Here is an 18,107-nt window from a genome sequence, read left to right on the forward strand (position 1 = left end):
ATATGAATGGAATTATTAATATTGACAAGGAAAAGGGCTGGACATCACAAGATGTGCTTAGCAAGTTAAAAAACACTCTAAAAAAACATGGGATAAGAGAAAAGATTGGTCACACGGGAACGCTAGATCCGATGGCAACAGGACTTTTGACTATTTGCATTGGTAAAGCTACAAGGATTATTGAATATTTTGATGGAGATATAAAAACTTATCAATGCACAATGGAGCTTGGCAAAACGAGCGACACCCTTGATATAACAGGGGAAATATTATCTCAGACTGATTATTCAAATATCAAAATTTTAGATATAAGAAATGCTTTTGATAGATATAAGGGAGTAATAGAGCAGATACCACCGAGGTATTCAGCATTAAAATATAATGGAAAACCTTTATATGAATATGCAAGAAGGGGAATTGAAATAGATTCATCTATTAAAAAAAGAAGAATATATATAAAGGATATTATTATTACTAATATAGATTTAAATCATGGAGAGATAGAATTTGAAGTATCATGTTCCAAGGGAACTTATATAAGAACAATATGTGACGACATTGGAAGAGAACTTGGTACAGGGGCGGTAATGAAAGATTTAAGACGCATTTCAAATGGTATTTTTTCGCTTAAAGATGCGATGAAAATTGATGAGATAAGCTCTCTAAGCATTGATGAATTCAAATCTATTTTAGATTCGCCAGATAAGGCCTTGGTTAATCTAGGTAGTGTTTTGATTGATGAAGAAGAAATAATAAAATTTATAAATGGGAATTTTATTGATAAAGATAAATATGAAATTATAAAAGAGCCTAAAAGAGAATATTATTATGAAGTAGGTGATAATATGTTTTCTTATAAAATATTTAATGATGATACTTTTCTCGGCATAGGTAAAATAGATGATAATTCTGCATTAAAGGCTAAAAAGGTGATTATAGGATATGATGATATTTAATTCAATAGATGAATTTAACATAGGAGAGCAGGCAGTAGTTGCACTTGGAAATTTCGACGGTGTGCACATAGGTCACCAAGAGCTTATAAAAACATCCGTAAAAGTTGCTAAAGAAATGGGCATAAAATCGCTATGCTATACATTTTCAAATCACCCCAAGAATGTCTTGGCAAGAATAAATAATAAGATTGGAGTATTTCCGCCTGTTAGATTCATAAGTAGCAATCAGGAGAAGTATGAATATATAGAATCACTAGGCATAGATTATATTATATCTATTCCATTTGATGAAAAGGTTATGAACACATCAGCCGATGATTTTATCAATAAAACTCTTATAGAAAAATTAAATGCTAAAGGTGTGGTCTGTGGATTTAATTATACATTTGGAGCAAAGGGAAGCGGGAATACGAGGACTTTGATAGGCAAGGGTAAAGAGCTTGGATTTAATACATATATTCATAATCCCGTTACGATTGATGGAGAAGTCGTTAGCTCTAGCTTAATAAGAAAAAATATTGAGTCGGGGAATATGAAGAAATCAGCGAAACTCCTCGGTCACCCATATAGGATTAGCGGAATAGTAACGCATGGAAATAGTCTGGGAAGAACTTTTGATATGCCAACTGCCAATATAAAACTCGAAGCAGAAAGAATTGTTCCTCCAAATGGCGTATATTATACTAAAACAGAAGTTGATGGAGAAGTATATAATAGCATAAGCAATATAGGTGTGAAGCCTACAATAGGTAATTATGCAAAATCTATAGAAACAAATATGTTTGGATTAGATAAAAATATTTATGATAAAAGAATAAAGGTTGAATTTTATCACTGGAAAAGAGCAGAAAGAAAATTTGACGATATAAACGAACTGATAGAACAGATTAATATTGATGCTCATGAGGCTGAAATATGGTGGAATGAACGCTCAGAGTAAAAAAACTAAATATTGGTATGTTTACAATAAAAAATGTGTAAAAGATGAAGAATTTATGTAATAAAAATACATATTCTTCATTTTTTATATAAAAATATCTGTAAAAAAATGATTTTTCTCCTTTAAATGATAGAATTATCAAAATTAATTTAATATTTTAAAGAAAAGCAATAAGTCATTTGGGGGTTATTTTTATGAAAATGCTTAGCTTATTTAAATCTATCAATATAAAGTTAGTAAATATTTTATTTATAGTGCTTTTAGTTGCAAGTTTACATATTTTTACATTTTCTATGTATAAAAATATTTTTTCTTTCGGATATATCCACTCTGAATCTAACCAAAATATTGATACTAATTATGCTTCTACATCAAATAATGGCATTAAGTATGAAAATAATAATTTATATTTTTATTCCTCAGGAAATAAACAATATAGCTGTTGGATTCTAGATGGAAGCAATTGGTATTATGCTAAAGCTGATGGAACCCTTTATACAAATACTATAGTTACGATTGACGGAAATGATTATGCGTTTGATAAATCAGGAATTATGTATATGGATATGTTCAACTTTAATGGTAATTATTATATTACTGATGAATATGGACATATAATTAAGTCAAGATGGAAATATTTTAATAAAAATTGGTATTATGCAAAATCAAATGGTGAACTTTACACCGATTCCATAATTAAGATTAATAATAAAATGTACGGGTTTGATTATTATGGTGTTATGTATACAGGGAAGTTTTCTAATAATGGAAATAATTATATAGCAAATAAAGATGGAGAAATATTAAGTAATTGTTGGAAATACATAGATAATTATTGGTATTATGCTAAATCAAATGGTGAATTGTATTCAGATGGTTTATATAAAATAGGAAACGAAAAATTTGCATTTGATAAAAATGGCAAGATGTACTTAGGAGAATTTGCATATAATGATTATAGATATGTAACAAATGAAAAAGGATATATTCAAAATAATGGATGGAAATATATAAATAATAAATGGTATTTTGCAAAAACAGATGGTAGATTATATGCCAATAGTGTTGCTCTAATAGATGGAAATCACTATGGATTTAATAAATCAGGAAGTATGTGCACTGGACTTTTCAATATTAATGGTGATTATTATTTCGCAAATAAAAGCGGCTCAATATTTAAATCTGGTTGGAAAAATATTAGCGGAAAAAGATATTATGCTCAAAACAATGGTGTCTTATACTCTAATACTGTAAAAAAAATTGGGGATAAAATATATGGATTTGATAGTTATGGTGCAATACAAAGAGGAATATTTTATCAAAATGGGAATAATTATATAGCAAAAAAAGATGGTGAAATTGCAAATAATGGTTGGAATTATATAAATAAGGCATGGTATTTTGCACAAAAAGATGGAAAATTATATTCGAATGGTTTTCATAAAATAGGATCGGAAGAATTTGCATTTGATAAGAATGGCAAAATGTTTTTAGGAGAGTTTACATATAATGATAATAAATATATAACGAATGAAAGAGGAGATATATGGAAGAACGGCTGGAATAAGATAAATAAAACATGGTACTATGCAAAAAAAGATGGTTCATTATATGCTGACGGCTTTTATAAAATTGATGTTGCTGAGTTTGCGTTTGATAAAAATGGCAGAATGTTTTTAGGAGAATTTACATATAATGGTAATAAATATGTAACAAATGAATATGGATATATACAAAAGAACGGCTGGAAAAAGATAAACAAAACATGGTACTGTGCAAAAAATGATGGTGCATTATATGCTGACGGTTTTCACAAAATTGACGGTGCAGAATTTGCATTTGATAAAAACGGAAGGATGCATATAGGAGAATTTATATATAATAATAGTAAATATGCAACGGACGAAGATGGTCATATACTAAAAAATGGTTGGAATAAAGTAAACGAGGCATGGTATTGTGTAAAATCAGATAGAACCCTATATGCCGATGGCTTTTATAAAATTGACGGTTCAGAATTTGCATTTAATAAAAATGGCAGGATGTATATAGGCGAGTTTTCATATAATGATAGTAAATATGTAACAGATGAAGATGGTCATATACTAAAAAATGGCTGGAAGAGTGTAAATAACAATTGGTATTTTGCGGATGATCAAGGTAAACTGATATGCAGCAGATGGTATAAGGAAAATAGTAAATGGTATTACGCAAAAAATAGTGGAGCTTTTGCAAAAAATGAATCATTGAACATCAGTGGTACAATTTATTATTTTAACAATAGCTGTGAAAATATATCAAAAGAAGAATATTATGAAACAGTTAATAGTCAAAGCAACATTCTCGAAATTGCAAAAAATGAAATTGGAACTAAGATTGGGAAGAAGTATTGGGAGAGCGTGTTTGGAAGTTCATATGCTTATAGCAATGGAGATAGCACTCCTTGGTGTGCTTGCTTTGTAAAATGGTGTTTTGATAGAGCAGGTCAAGCTGAGAGACTAAAGGGAGTTTCTAATAAGGCTTATGTACCTTCATATACAGCATGGGGTAACAGAAATAATCTATGGACAAAGAATCCATCCCCTGGAGATATAATAATATTCCGTTATTCTGCTGGTTCTACAGGCTCTCATATAGGTTTCGTTGAATCTGTTAGAGGTAATACTATAACGACTGTAGAGGGAAATACAGGTACTTCGTATCATGGAGAGGTAAAGAGGAATACATATAATATAAATAGCAGTTACATATATGGCTTTATTCACTACTAGTGCACTCATAGAACATTAAAATAATACTATAAATGAGGGCTTGTCAAGGCTTAAAAGTATAGACAAGCCCTTTTTTTTATGGTAGACTTACAAAGACAAAAATTACATACCTTGACTTCAGCAACTTGCTACTCCAGCTATTGCGATGTTTTGGTGAATTAAATACACATAGAGTGTAAGATGATTTATAGGAGGTTTAAAATGTTAACTAAAGAAAAAAAAGCAGAAATTATGAAAGAATATGCTATTAAGGAAGGCGATACAGGTTCTCCTGAAGTACAGATTGCAATTCTTACATATAGGATTAATGATTTGAATGAGCACTTCAAGTCACACCCTAAGGACAATCACTCAAGAAGAGGCTTGCTCAAGATGGTTGGACAGAGAAGAAATATGCTTAGATATTTGAAAGACACTGACATCGAGAGATATAGAACACTGATAGCTCGCCTCGGACTCAGAAAATAATAATCGAAATTTTGAGCGGGATTTTTCCCGCTCGTTTTATATTTTTATAAGGTAATACAATTAACAGGAAGGAGTTGTTAATTCAATGGGAAGATTTACAGATTATAAGGTATTTAAGTATCCACTTGCAGGAAGACTGCTTCAGCTTGAAATTGGTAAATATGCTGAGCAAGCAAATGGTGCTGTTATGGTTAAGTATGGAGATACTGCGGTTCTTTGCACAGCTGTAGCGTCAAAAGAAGCAAAACAGGATGTAGATTTTTTCCCTCTAAGTTGTAATTATGAGGAAAAAATGTATGCAGTTGGAAAGATACCGGGCGGATATATAAGAAGAGAGGGAAGACCTGGAGAGCATGGAACGCTAACATCAAGATTGATGGATAGACCTTTAAGACCTCTTTTCCCAAAGGGATATAGAAATGATGTATCAGTAATAGCTACAGTTATGAGCGTAGACCACGATTGTTCACCTGAGATGGCTGCAATGATAGGGTCTTCTGTAGCATTATCCATTTCTGACATTCCTTGGGATGGACCTACCGGCTCAGTTAAGGTAGGAAGAATTAATGGAGAATTTATCATAAATCCTGCGACAGAACAAAGAGCTGAATCAGACATAGATCTTACGGTTGCAGGAACAGAAGAAGCGATAATGATGGTAGAAGCAGGAGCGAAAGAGGTTCCAGAGATGGAGATGCTCGATGCCATTATGTTTGCACATGAAGAGATAAAAGGCATATGTAAATTTATCAAAGATGTGACGAAAGAGGTAGGAAAAGAAAAAGCTGAATTCAAAGTATTTAAGCCAGGAGATGATATAGAAAAAGCGGTAAGAGAATATTCTACAGAAAAGATGATTTCAGCAATAAAAACCTTTGATAAACAGGAAAGACTTCTAAACATGGATAAGGTATCTGAAGATGCGGTTAATCATTTTGAAGCAGAGTTTCCTGATAGAGAAGCTGAGGTTAAGGATGTTATCTATGCGATAAAAAAAGAAGAAGTTCGCAGGATGATTTTAGATGAGGGAAAGAGACCTGATGATAGAGAGTTAAAGGAAATCAGACCTCTTTGGTCAGAAACAGGACTGCTTCCAAGGGCTCATGGATCAGGTTTATTTAAAAGAGGACAGACACAGGCACTCACCGTTGCAACGATTGCACCATTAAGTGAGAAACAATACCTTGATAGCATTGATGTTGATAGACCTACAAAGAGGTATATGCATCAGTATAATTTCCCAGGGTATTCAACTGGAGAGCCAAAATCTCCTCGTTCGCCTGGAAGAAGGGAGATAGGACATGGAGCACTTGCAGAAAGAGCATTGTTACCTGTAATACCAACGGAAGAAGAATTCCCTTACGCTATAAGAGTTGTTTCTGAGGTACTTTCATCAAATGGCTCATCTTCAATGGCTTCGACCTGTGGTTCAACGCTCGCACTTATGGACGCCGGTATTCCTATCAAAAAACCGGTTTCTGGAATCGCGATGGGTCTCATCGAAAGAGTAAATGAAGATGGCAGTAGCGATTATGCAATTCTTAGCGATATTCAAGGCATGGAGGATTTCCTTGGGGATATGGACTTCAAGGTGACTGGTACACCAGACGGTGTAACTGCAATGCAAATGGATATTAAAGTTCATGGTCTTTCTAGAGAAATCTTGGAAAAGGCTTTAATTCAAGCCAAGGAAGGAAGATCTCATATTTTAGAAAATATGCTTGAGGAGATACCTGAACCAAGGAAAGAATTGTCGAGGTATGCACCAAGATGTATTTCAATGAGGGTTCACCCTGATAAGGTAAGACTTGTAATTGGACCTGGCGGTAAAAATGTCAATAAAATCGTTGAAGAGACCGGATGCAAGGTTGATATTTCAGATGATGATGTAGGCTTGATAATGATTTACAGCGAGAATCAGGAAGGTGCTGAAAAAGCAAGGCATATGATAGATTACCTAACTGCCGATGTTGAAGTAGGAAAGGTATATGAAGGTGAAGTTAAGAGGATAATGAACTTTGGTGCCTTTATAGAAATTCTGCCTGACAAAGAAGGGCTTTTGCATATATCAAAGATTTCAAATCATAGGATAGATAAGGTTGAAGATGTATTAAACATTGGAGATAAAATCGAAGTAAAGGTTACAGAGATAGATAATCAAAATAGAATTAATTTGACAAGAAAAGATTTAATCAAAGAATAATAAATACAAATAGCTGAAGATTATCCAAAATAAAATTGCACAAGTAGAAGTAAAAGGAGGAAAGAAATGAAAATGATTATTTTTAAAAATTATAAAAACAAGATAAAACCATTTTTGATTATTTTGATATTTTCATTTCTTTTAATCACTTTAAATTCGGCATGTATTAATGCTGATGCACCTACATATAACACTGATAGATTTAATGTTGATGTAGAAATAAACAAGGATAATTCCTTTAATTTTAAGGAAATGATAGATGTAGATTTTACCTCTCCTAGCCATGGGATTTATAGGAATATTCCAATTAGTAGCAAATATGACATTAAGAATATAATTGTTGGGAATCATCATTATTTTACTATATTAAATAAAGAAAATAATAAGGTAATAAGGATAGGAGATCCTGATAAGCTTGTAGAGGGAAAAGAGAGTTATATTATAAAATATAAGATAGCTGGTTATTCTCAAGGTAAAAAAGATTATCTTTATCTTGATATTTTGCCAACTGGATGGTCAACATCAATTGGAAGCGTGACTGCTAATATAAAACTTCCAGAAGATATGCCTATGGATAAAATCAAGGTCTACTCAGGGAAATATAAATCAAGCGGAAATAAAGAGCTTCAATATGGAGAAGTTCAAATAGATGAGGAAAATCATACCATTCACTTTTATGCTGAAAATTTACCGAGCAATGTAGGAGTTTCAATTGGGAGTGAATTGCCGAGCGGATACTGGCAAGGAGCTAAATCAAAGGGACTTATAACCATATCATTATTATCAATTTTTTCAATACTTATAATAATATTAAGGTTGACATGGGGTAGAAATCCAAGGGTAACAAATGTTGTAGAATTTAATCCGCCAGAAGGCCTTCCGCCGATGGAGCTGGGATATGTGATCGATGGAATAGTAGATAAGAATGATATTTCATCAACTTTATTCTATCTTGCAAATAAAGGATTTATTAATATTAAACAAACAGGAAAGGATAATTTTAAATTTATACTTAAAGACTATCCTAAAAATGAAAAAAAATCAGCACAGCTTTTCTTTGACGGAATTTTTGGAGATAAGGCATCAAAGGGAGAAGTTAACAAAGATAAGACAGTGACGAAAGATAATATAGGAACTGGCATAGGAGAAAAATTAACTGATATTGAAGGTGCTGTAGAGGCGGAATTTACAGGACAAAATAAAATTTTCTCAAAGAAATCGAAAAAAGCAGACAGCTTTTCAAAGACAATATTTTTCATTGGAAATATGATTGTATTTTTGACATTCAGATTTTATATGGGACTGGATAGCACGAGCTTATCAGTAATAATATTTGATATTATATTTGCTCTCGTCTATGCTTCAGTTGCAACAATTCCTTTATATGTACTTATAAATGCTTATTATCATAAATATTCAGGCAAAAAGAGTTCTGCCTTATTTAAGATTTTTATTTTTACAATTCCATATATATTAGTTGCCTTGTGGCTAAGTTATTATACCTGTGCTCGCAACTATTCAATAAATGATCCTAAGGTATGGCTTGTTTATATAATATTCTTATTAATTGCTCCGATTTTTATATGTGGAATGAGAAGCAGAACTGACGAAAATGCAAGACTGCTCGGCAGGATTCTAGGATTTAAGAACTTTATTGCCAATGCTGAGATTTCAAAGCTTGAAGAGTTAATAGATGATGATCCTAATTATTTTTATAATATACTTCCTTACGCATATATATTTGGGCTTACTAAAAAATGGGCAAGCAAGTTTGATGATATTATAAAGGATGAAAATCCTGAATGGTATGAGACTGCAGACGGCCTAGCTGCTCAGAACTTATATAATACAGCTGTTTTAACCTCTATGGTTGATAGTATTTCGCATGACATGATAGGTTCTATGAATGTCACTGACAGCGATAGTGGAGGTGGATTCTTCTCCGGTGGCGGAGGCTTCTCTGGAGGTGGATTTACAGGCGGAGGCTTCGGCGGCGGAGGCGGCGGAGCATGGTAATTTAGAGCTTTATTAAATTTTAATTTATCAATATAATTAATTAAAAGGAGGACACGAAAATGATTTTAGTAATTATAATTGCTGTCGTTATCATTATCGGACTTATGTTTCTTTCAATTTACAACAAATTTGTTCGCTTAAGAAATGATGTTGAAGAAGCATTTGCAACTATGGATGTATATCTCAAAAAGAGATTTGATCTTTTGCCAAATCTGGTTGAAACAGTCAAAGGATATGCTATCCACGAAAAAGAAGTATTAGAAAATATTGTTAAGGCAAGAAGTGCAGTAAGCAATGCAAGTGATACAGAGGAAAGAGTAAATGGAGAAAATCAAATCTCATCTACACTTAAAACCTTATTTGCAGTAGCAGAGGCTTATCCAGATCTTAAAGCTAATACAAATTTTCAGGAACTAATGGGTCAGTTGCAGGTCATTGAAGCAGATATTGCAAATTCTAGAAAATATTATAATGCTGTTGTTAAAAAATATAATATCTGCGTAGAAACATTCCCATCTAACATAGTTGCAAATATTTTCGGTTTTACAAAGAAGCCTATGTTTGAAGTTACAGATGAGGCAGAGCGTCAGAATGTTAAGGTTGACTTTGGTTCATTAAGCCAGTAATGCATAAAAGGCTTAATTAATAATAAGAAAGCGTATATTTATTGAATAAAGATCTTTATAAAAAAAATGATATAGATATGCTCAGCGGGCCATTATTGAGCAAGATAATTGTCTTCGCATTACCGCTTGCTGCTACAGGAATCCTGCAGCAGCTTTTTAATGCTGCAGATACTGCTGTTGTTGGTAAATTTGCTAATAGCACGGCACTTGCTGCAGTTGGTAGCAATGCTCCTATAGTTCACTTGATAGGCTCTTTATTTATGGGCACTGCATTAGGAGCAAATGTTGTTATTGCTAATGCAATTGGAGCTGGCGATGATGAGCGAATAGAAAAATCCGTTCACACAGCGATTTTATTTTCTATAATAGCGGGTTTTTGCATGATGGGAATCGGTGAAATACTTGCAGGACCTCTCTTGAAAATGGTTAATGTCCCAAGCACAGTTATGCCGGAAGCTTTGCTATATTTAAGACTTTTATTATTAGGATCTCCTTTTATGCTCTTATATAATTTTGCTGCATCAATATTAAGAAGTAAGGGAGATAGCAAAAGACCTCTTTATATTTTAATATTCACCGGCATTTTAAATGTTATACTTAATATTACCTTAGTACTCGGATTTAATAGAAGCGTTGATGGAGTTGCCATTGCAACAATCACAGCTAATGTAATAAGTGCGATTATAATAATTAAGATTTTAATTAATGAAAAGGGTAGTATTAAATTAAATTTTAAAAAACTTTCAATAGACAAAAATATTCTAATCAATATTATAAGGATAGGAATACCCGCCGGCATTCAGGGAATGGTATTTTCACTATCTAATACCATACTTCAAAGCGGAATAAATACGCTAGGAAAAGATGTAATTGCAGGTTCATCTGCTGGTACTATATTTGAATTTATCTGCTTTTTCGCAATAAATGCTTTTGCACAGACTGCAACGACATTTATCGGTCAAAATTATGGTGCAGGAAGATATGATAGATGTAAAAAAGTTTTTCTTTATACGATGATTTCATCTGTAATACTTTGTGCAACATTAAATATTCTTATATTATTATTTAGAAATAATCTATTACTTCTCTTTACTACCGAGGAAGAGGTAATTAGATATGCTAGCATAAGAATGTTCCATGTGTTAATTTTTCAGTGGTTAGCATCTTCATATGAGATAAGTGCTGCAAGCATGAGGGGATTTGGATATTCTATGACGCCCGCACTTGTCACAATTTTCGGTACCTGTGTTACCAGAGTGGCTTGGGTATATCTAGTCTTTAGCAAAGTACAAAGCTTTGAAGTACTGATGAACATATATCCAATAACTTGGATAATAACGGGAGCTATAATGCTCTTTGTATATTTTAGAAAAAGTAAGAAAAAGTATTATTATAATTAAATATAAAAAGAAAAAATCAAATATATAGAGATAAAAAAAATAGAAAAATATTAATATAAATATTAAAAAAGATGTTGAAACTAATTAGTCTCAACATCTTCTACATCAATAACATCTTCATTTTCTTCTATCAAATTGGTATCTTCATTTACTTCTGATGGGGATACCTTTTCTGTTGTAAATTCCACATCAGTTGCCTTAGATTTTTCATTAGCTGCCTTTATTACAAAGATATTATTAATTGAACCTGTAACACCGCTCACAACTAGTGAAATGCCTATGAACTGAATTAGTATGAATTGTGTTTCAAAGCTGTATAAAGTGCATAATAAGCCGAGTATTATACAGATTAGGCCGAAGATAATTGAGACCATTCCATGCTTAGGAAGGAATAATCTATATACAACACCAAGCCCAAGAATTAATAAACCATTAGCAATGATGAACAATCCAAGAATTATAGGTATGATTTGAGAAATTGTCGTTGGTCTTAGCATTAGGAATAGACCAAGTAGAGATGAAAAGACAGCAGATATAAGGGTAAGAGTTGATCTACCTCCTCGTTCATTTTTAGTTGTAAAATACTCTACAAATTTAGATGATGAATATGCTAAAACTGCAATAGCAACAGCATAACATATGAGTTTTAATGAAATTTCAGGGTCTATCAAAAGTACTGCTCCTACGGCTACAGTTGCCAAAGATAGGATTGTTGATGATATTTTATATGTCTTATTCATATTAGTTCATACCTCTTTTTAGCTTTAAATAAATATATTAATTTGATATTATAATATAAGAAAATATACGCTGTATTCTAGCACAAAATGCTTATAAATTCAATTGATGAGGCAGATATGGTTAGTATGAACAATAACAAGGTTTTTATGGCTAGACTTAGATATATTGAAAAATATCTTGAAAAAGCAAATCAAGATGAAGTACCTATTTTTGAACGCCTTAAATATATAGCAATTTTTACAGATAAACTTAATAATTTTCTTTCTTCTCAGGAGCAGATATTTATATATGCAAAAAATTCAGATACTTTTTCAATACAATTAGAGTATTTAAGAAAATTAAATATAAAGAGGGATAGATATTTTCAAAAAATTACAGAAGCACTTAGGGATAAAAACATCATTCATCAGCGAATAAGGGATATTGAAGATGGTTTAAAATCATATATTCATAATTTATTTTATGGGAAAATACTTCCTGAGCTAAATATTTTTATACTTGATGAAAATGATGACCTACCATTTATAAAAAGCGAAGTTAGTTATATAACTGCAATATTAAGAGCTAATAATGAAGATTCGCATAAATATTTAATTGCAGAAATTCCAATGGATCAGGACATTATATATACCAGAAGCGAGGGAATAAAATATATAATGATTGAAGATATTCTGCTCTCTCACATTAACACGCTTGCAATTCCTTATGATGCAGAAGAGGCTATAATATTTTCTCTAACTAAAAGCTTAGATAAAAATTTACCAATAAAGCTAGAAATAAGTGGGAGGATTTCAAATAATTTTAAATCATTTTTGTCTAAAAAACTTACTATCGATAAGGTGCAAATTTTTGAATCGCTAAGTGGAGTATCATTTAAATATGTTAATAAACTAGAAAACATTTTAAATGATGAGCAAACTCATGAATTAACCTATCCTAAAATTATTAAAAAATCATCGCATATTCCATTCTTGAAGATAGAAGAGATATTAAAAAATAATGAGATTATATCCTTGATTCCATTTGAACCCTCAGATATTTCATCGAAGCTTTTGATAGATATAGCAGAGAATCATAATTTAATAGAGATAAGAGGAACTACTAATGATATAGATGATAATTTTGTGTTTGCAGTAGAAAATGCCTTAAAAATAGGCGTCAGAGTTAATCTCATGGCTGAATTAAAAGAGGGAATATGCGTTGAAAAAATAATTCCTGAAATTATTAAGATGGAAAATTTAGGAGCGAATATTTATTATTCATCTACTAAAAGTAATATTAATTTTAATTATCATCAACTCCTTTATACAGACGATAAATCGGAGGAGCTAAGGACAATTACATACTTTTCAACGGGGAGTATATTTTTAAATAATGAAGATAATAATAAGGTAAACCTATCATTTTTAAGTGGTGATAGAAAATTATCTAAAGAGCTTGCATCTTATTTTGATTATCTTAGCGGAGTAGATCTAAATTTTAATAATCATAAAAAAAATGATGAATATTCCGTCATATTATCAGGAGATGATTTTTTCGATAGTATCATTAAGCTTATAGATAATGAAAAAAGGAAGGGAAGCAAGGGCAGGATATTTATTAAGGTAAAAAATCTTACAAATATTGAAATAATTAAATATCTAATTATGGCTGCTGATGCTGGTGTACAGATCAAAATTATTACGAGCGGAGCGAACCTTCTTAATGAATTAAATATAAAAGAATATAAAAATATCCATTTCAAAGAAATTATAGGACAATTTGACGATGAAATGAATATATATTTATTCGGGCAAAAAGAAGATGAGAGATTATATATTTCTTCAGCTGATTTTAATTTTGACAGCATCAAGAATTATGAGCTTGCCATAAGATTAAAAGACAAAATAGCCATTAATAAGGTTAAACATATTTTAAATTTGTATTATAAATATAATATTGATACTGTCTATGCTAAATTAGGTTCTAGATAATATTATTAATCAGTCTTATCTGGTGAGGTTGCCCATTTCCTGCATAGGTAGATGAAAGGAGTATCAGCTAAGCTTGTTATAACAAAAACCAGATATGACGAAATAATTATTGAAACGAGCGTTTTAGCCGGATAAGTTCCAATGAAGGCAAAGATATTAAATAAGATCGTATTTAGAAGCTGTGAAAAAAGCGTCGAACCATTATTTCTTATCCATAGGTATTTTTTCTTATCGCCAAATCTATTTGTGGTAAATTGCCACCATCTGTGATATAGCCAAACATCAAGAAATTGAACAACAATATATACCGAGATGCTTGCAAGCATAAGCCTTGGAGTATATGAAAAAATGCTTTTTATAGATCCAAAGGCGAAGTCATTAGGAGACGGCGCGTATGCTAACCAAGATGATGAAATCATTATAAAAATAATTGAGGTAACAATTCCTATTTTTACAGCCTTATATGATTCTGATTTTCCATATATTTCGCTTATTATATCAGTTGCGAGAAAGGTTGAAGCAAATAGGATATTACCTAGAGTCATCTCTATTCCGAAAGCTTTCACCAGAATAAGGACTTCTATATTTTGAGCAATAGTTGCAACCGCAATCCACATATAAAGCCCATATTTACCTAGAAATTTGTGACAGATTATCACGAGAGTGAACTCGACAAGAAGAGTGAAAATTAATAATAATTCGTTTGACATGAAATCCCCCTTAGTTTTGTTTATAGACAGGATGGTTACGAACTGTCTTTAAATTGTCTTAATATTAAGGGATTTTAACACAAATCCTTGAAATAATATAGTAATTTTTATATAATTACACGATAAATTTTTATAAATATTTGAAATAATTTGAAATAAATAATTTGAAGGGACATAGGGTATGTTTGATAAATTATCAGATAAAAAAATAGCCGAATTACAAGATGAGCAAATAAAAAGATGGAATAACATCGACTTGCTTGATAAGTGCATTACCGAAAGAGAAAATGATCCGAGCTTTATATTTTTTGAGGGACCACCTACTGCCAATGGAAAGCCGGGTATTCACCATATAATGGCTAGAACTCTCAAGGATAGCGTATGCCGTTATAAGACGATGAGAGGTTATCAGGTTAAGCGTAAGGCAGGCTGGGACACACATGGACTACCTGTTGAAATTGAAGTTGAAAAAGAACTCGGAATAAATGGCAAAAAAGATATAGAAAAATATGGAATAAAAGAATTTAATGAAAAGTGCAAAGAAAGCGTTTTCAAATATACAGGTATGTGGAGAGAGATGACAGAGAAGATGGGATACCTTGTAGATCTCGATGACCCATATATTACCTATGACAATAATTATATCGAAAGCGTTTGGTGGATATTAAAACAGTTTCATGATAAAGGTCTTATATATGAGGGACATAAAATTTTGCCATACTGCCCTAGATGTGGGACGGGGCTTGCTTCACATGAGGTAGCTCAGGGATATAAAGAGATTACAGTACTAACACTTACCATAAAATTTAAAAGAGTAGGTTATGATAACGAATATTTTCTAGCTTGGACAACAACTCCATGGACCCTTCCTTCTGATACTCTATTAGTTATGGGACCGGAAATAGATTATGTTAGAGCTAAGATGCTTGAAGGTAAGGACGAAGGCAAGATATTTATATTAGCAAAGAATTTAGCAGACACAATTCTTGGAGAAGGAAAATATGAAATTCTTGAAGTAAAAAAAGGCAGAGAATTTGAATATGAAAAATATGAACAGCTAATGCCATTTCACTCTGTTCCTAACGATGCAAAAGCATTTTTTATAGCTCTTGGTGATCATGTAGAAACATCAGACGGAACAGGAATAGTACATACTTCTCCTGCCTTTGGTGAGGATGACTACAATGTCGCAAGGAAATATGACGCATTTATGATACAAGATGTCGATGAAAGAGGAATGTTCAAAGACGGAACTCCTTGGGACGGCAGATTTGTAATGGAAGATGGACTTGATGTTGAAATTGTTAAATATCTTGGCGATGATAAAATATTTATGAAGCAGAGAATTAAGCATAATTATCCTCACTGCTGGAGATGTGGTACACCGCTAGTATATTATGCAAATCCAGGCTGGTACATTGAGATGACAAAATTAAGAGATCAGCTTATAGAAAACAACAATCAGGTTAATTGGTATCCGCCTTTCGTTGGTGATAGAAGATTTGGTAACTGGTTAAGCGAGGTAAAGGACTGGGCTATATCAAGGACGAGGTACTGGGGTACACCTCTTCCTATATGGAAATGCGACTGCGGTAATGAAATTTGTATAGGTAGCAGGGAAGAATTAAAAGATCTTTCTATAGAAGATATTGACATAGATAGCTTTGATATGCACAGACCATTTGTTGATGAAGTAAGATTAAAATGTCCTGAATGTGGTAAGGAAATGAAGAGAACAAGCGAAGTCATTGACTGCTGGTTTGATTCAGGCTCAATGCCTTTTGCACAGTGGCATTACCCATTTGAGAATAAAGATAGTTTTGATAAACTTTTCCCTGCAGATTTCATATGTGAAGGAATAGATCAGACAAGAGGCTGGTTTTATAGTCTTATGGCAATATCGACATTTATAATGGGAAGACCGCCATACAAAAATGTACTTGTTAACGATTTAATCCTCGATAAAGAGGGTAAGAAGATGTCAAAGCATGTTGGAAATACCGTTAATCCATTTGAAATGCTAGATAAATATGGAGCAGATGCTCTCAGGTGGTATTTGCTCTCAGGTTCTCCTGCATGGTCTCCTACCAAATTTGATGAAGAAGGAGTTAAGGATGTAATAAGCAAATTCTTTGGCACGCTTAAAAATACTTATAATTTCTTCGTTCTATATTCAAACATGGATAATATTGATGTCAAATCACTCGATGTTCCATATGAAAATAGAGCATTGTTAGATAGATGGATAATATCAAGATATAATAAGATTCTAAAAAAAGTTATAGAAAATATGGATTCGTATGACCATATGAAATCAGTTAGGACTATAAGCGACTTTGTCATTGATGACTTTTCTAATTGGTATATAAGGAGAGCAAGGCGTAGGTTCTATGTTGACGAAATGACAGAAGATAAAAAGAGTGTTTATATTACGACATATGAGATACTTCTTGGAATTGTCAAGATGATTGCACCATTTGCTCCTTTCATTTCAGATGAGATATATATCAAACTGACTGGCGAAGAAACTGTCCACTTATCAAAATTCCCTGAGGTGCAGGATTCTCTGATTTCAGATAAAGAAGAAGAGAGAATGAGCCTTGTAAAAAGCTTGGTTAACCTCGGAAGAAGCACTAGAGAAAATGAGAATTTAAAAGTTCGTCAGCCTCTAAACAGTGTTCTTGTTGACGGTGCTTATGAGGATAAAATATATGATTTGGTTCCACTGATTGAAGAAGAACTCAATGTAAAAAATGTCATCTTTGAGAAAAATCTGGATAAGTATATGAATTTCAGTGTTAAACCTAATTTTAAAGAAGCAGGACCTGTACTTGGCAAAAATGTAAAAAAATTTGGTTCAGTTCTAACAAAGGTCGATCCTCTTGAGGTTATAAATCATGCGAAAGAAGGGAAGCTAAAAATAAAGCTAGACGATGAGCTTCTTGACATTCCTGAAAATTTCCTAGACATAAGAATTACAGCAAAAGAGGGATTTGTTGTCGGTATGGATAATAACTTATTCACAATTTTAGATACAAAACTAACGCCTGAACTGGTTGAAGAAGGGTTGGTTAGAGAGTTTATTTCAAAGATACAGCAACTAAGAAAACAAAATGACTTTGAGATGATGGATAAGATTGAGATTGAATATAGTGCTGATGACGAAGTTACAAAAGCTATTTTAAATAATAAGGATTTTATTATGAAAGAAACTTTGGCTAACTCAATTGAAGAATCAAAGGATTTAGAAATCTTCGATCTTAACACACATAAGACAGGAATAAAGGTCATTAAGGCGTAGTC

Annotated in this window: 12 protein-coding genes; 10 read left to right on the top strand and 2 right to left on the bottom strand. The window is 32.2% G+C overall.

The window, feature by feature from the left end; all coding sequences use genetic code 11:
• The first annotated feature begins 2 nt into the window (after nt 1-2).
• The 8 genes from truB to BQ5371_RS05885 all read left to right on the top strand — a co-directional run bounded on the left by truB (nt 3) and on the right by BQ5371_RS05885 (nt 11,380).
• On the top strand, nt 3-956 hold the full coding sequence (gene truB / locus BQ5371_RS05850) for a tRNA pseudouridine(55) synthase TruB (RefSeq protein WP_071132926.1): 954 nt from the start codon (nt 3-5) through the stop codon (nt 954-956).
• Nucleotides 943-1,896, top strand: coding sequence for a bifunctional riboflavin kinase/FAD synthetase (locus tag BQ5371_RS05855; RefSeq protein WP_071132927.1), 954 nt, complete (start codon nt 943-945; stop codon nt 1,894-1,896). Before truB ends, BQ5371_RS05855 begins: the two co-directional genes overlap by 14 nt.
• A 194-nt stretch (nt 1,897-2,090) precedes the next feature.
• Nucleotides 2,091-4,667: a CHAP domain-containing protein gene (locus BQ5371_RS05860; RefSeq protein ID WP_071132928.1), complete on the top strand. Its 2,577-nt coding sequence runs from the start codon at nt 2,091-2,093 to the stop codon at nt 4,665-4,667.
• 201 nt (nt 4,668-4,868) lie between these two features.
• Entirely contained in the window at nt 4,869-5,135 is a 267-nt protein-coding gene (rpsO, locus tag BQ5371_RS05865; protein ID WP_071132929.1) for a 30S ribosomal protein S15, read from the top strand.
• 85 nt (nt 5,136-5,220) lie between these two features.
• Nucleotides 5,221-7,338 carry a polyribonucleotide nucleotidyltransferase gene (pnp, locus tag BQ5371_RS05870; RefSeq protein WP_071132930.1) on the top strand — a complete coding sequence of 706 codons (2,118 nt, stop codon included), beginning with the start codon at nt 5,221-5,223 and terminating at the stop codon, nt 7,336-7,338.
• A gap of 66 nt (nt 7,339-7,404) precedes the next feature.
• Nucleotides 7,405-9,354: a DUF2207 domain-containing protein gene (locus tag BQ5371_RS05875; RefSeq protein ID WP_071132931.1), complete on the top strand. Its 1,950-nt coding sequence runs from the start codon at nt 7,405-7,407 to the stop codon at nt 9,352-9,354.
• Between the two features lie 59 nt (nt 9,355-9,413).
• Entirely contained in the window at nt 9,414-9,980 is a 567-nt protein-coding gene (locus BQ5371_RS05880; RefSeq protein WP_071132932.1) for a LemA family protein, read from the top strand.
• A gap of 41 nt (nt 9,981-10,021) precedes the next feature.
• On the top strand, nt 10,022-11,380 hold the full coding sequence (locus BQ5371_RS05885) for an MATE family efflux transporter (protein ID WP_083377449.1): 1,359 nt from the start codon (nt 10,022-10,024) through the stop codon (nt 11,378-11,380).
• An 80-nt stretch (nt 11,381-11,460) separates the two neighbouring features.
• On the opposite strand, the gene BQ5371_RS05890 is transcribed toward BQ5371_RS05885, so the two are convergent.
• Entirely contained in the window at nt 11,461-12,120 is a 660-nt protein-coding gene (locus BQ5371_RS05890; RefSeq protein ID WP_071132933.1) for an HdeD family acid-resistance protein, read from the bottom strand.
• Between the two features lie 117 nt (nt 12,121-12,237).
• Here BQ5371_RS05890 and BQ5371_RS05895 point away from each other — a divergent pair, with 117 nt between their 5' ends.
• Entirely contained in the window at nt 12,238-14,094 is a 1,857-nt protein-coding gene (locus tag BQ5371_RS05895; protein WP_159428262.1) for a polyphosphate kinase, read from the top strand.
• Nucleotides 14,095-14,099: 5 nt separating this feature from the next.
• On the opposite strand, the gene BQ5371_RS05900 is transcribed toward BQ5371_RS05895, so the two are convergent.
• Nucleotides 14,100-14,804 carry a queuosine precursor transporter gene (locus BQ5371_RS05900; RefSeq protein WP_071132935.1) on the bottom strand — a complete coding sequence of 235 codons (705 nt, stop codon included), beginning with the start codon at nt 14,802-14,804 and terminating at the stop codon, nt 14,100-14,102.
• A gap of 181 nt (nt 14,805-14,985) precedes the next feature.
• On the opposite strand from BQ5371_RS05900, the gene ileS reads away from it, so the two are divergent.
• Nucleotides 14,986-18,105 carry an isoleucine--tRNA ligase gene (ileS, locus tag BQ5371_RS05905; protein WP_071132936.1) on the top strand — a complete coding sequence of 1,040 codons (3,120 nt, stop codon included), beginning with the start codon at nt 14,986-14,988 and terminating at the stop codon, nt 18,103-18,105.
• Nucleotides 18,106-18,107: the final 2 nt, after the last annotated feature.

The sequence above is a fragment of the Alterileibacterium massiliense genome (assembly GCF_900104645.1).
Classification (GTDB): domain Bacteria; phylum Bacillota; class Clostridia; order Peptostreptococcales; family Anaerovoracaceae; genus Alterileibacterium; species Alterileibacterium massiliense.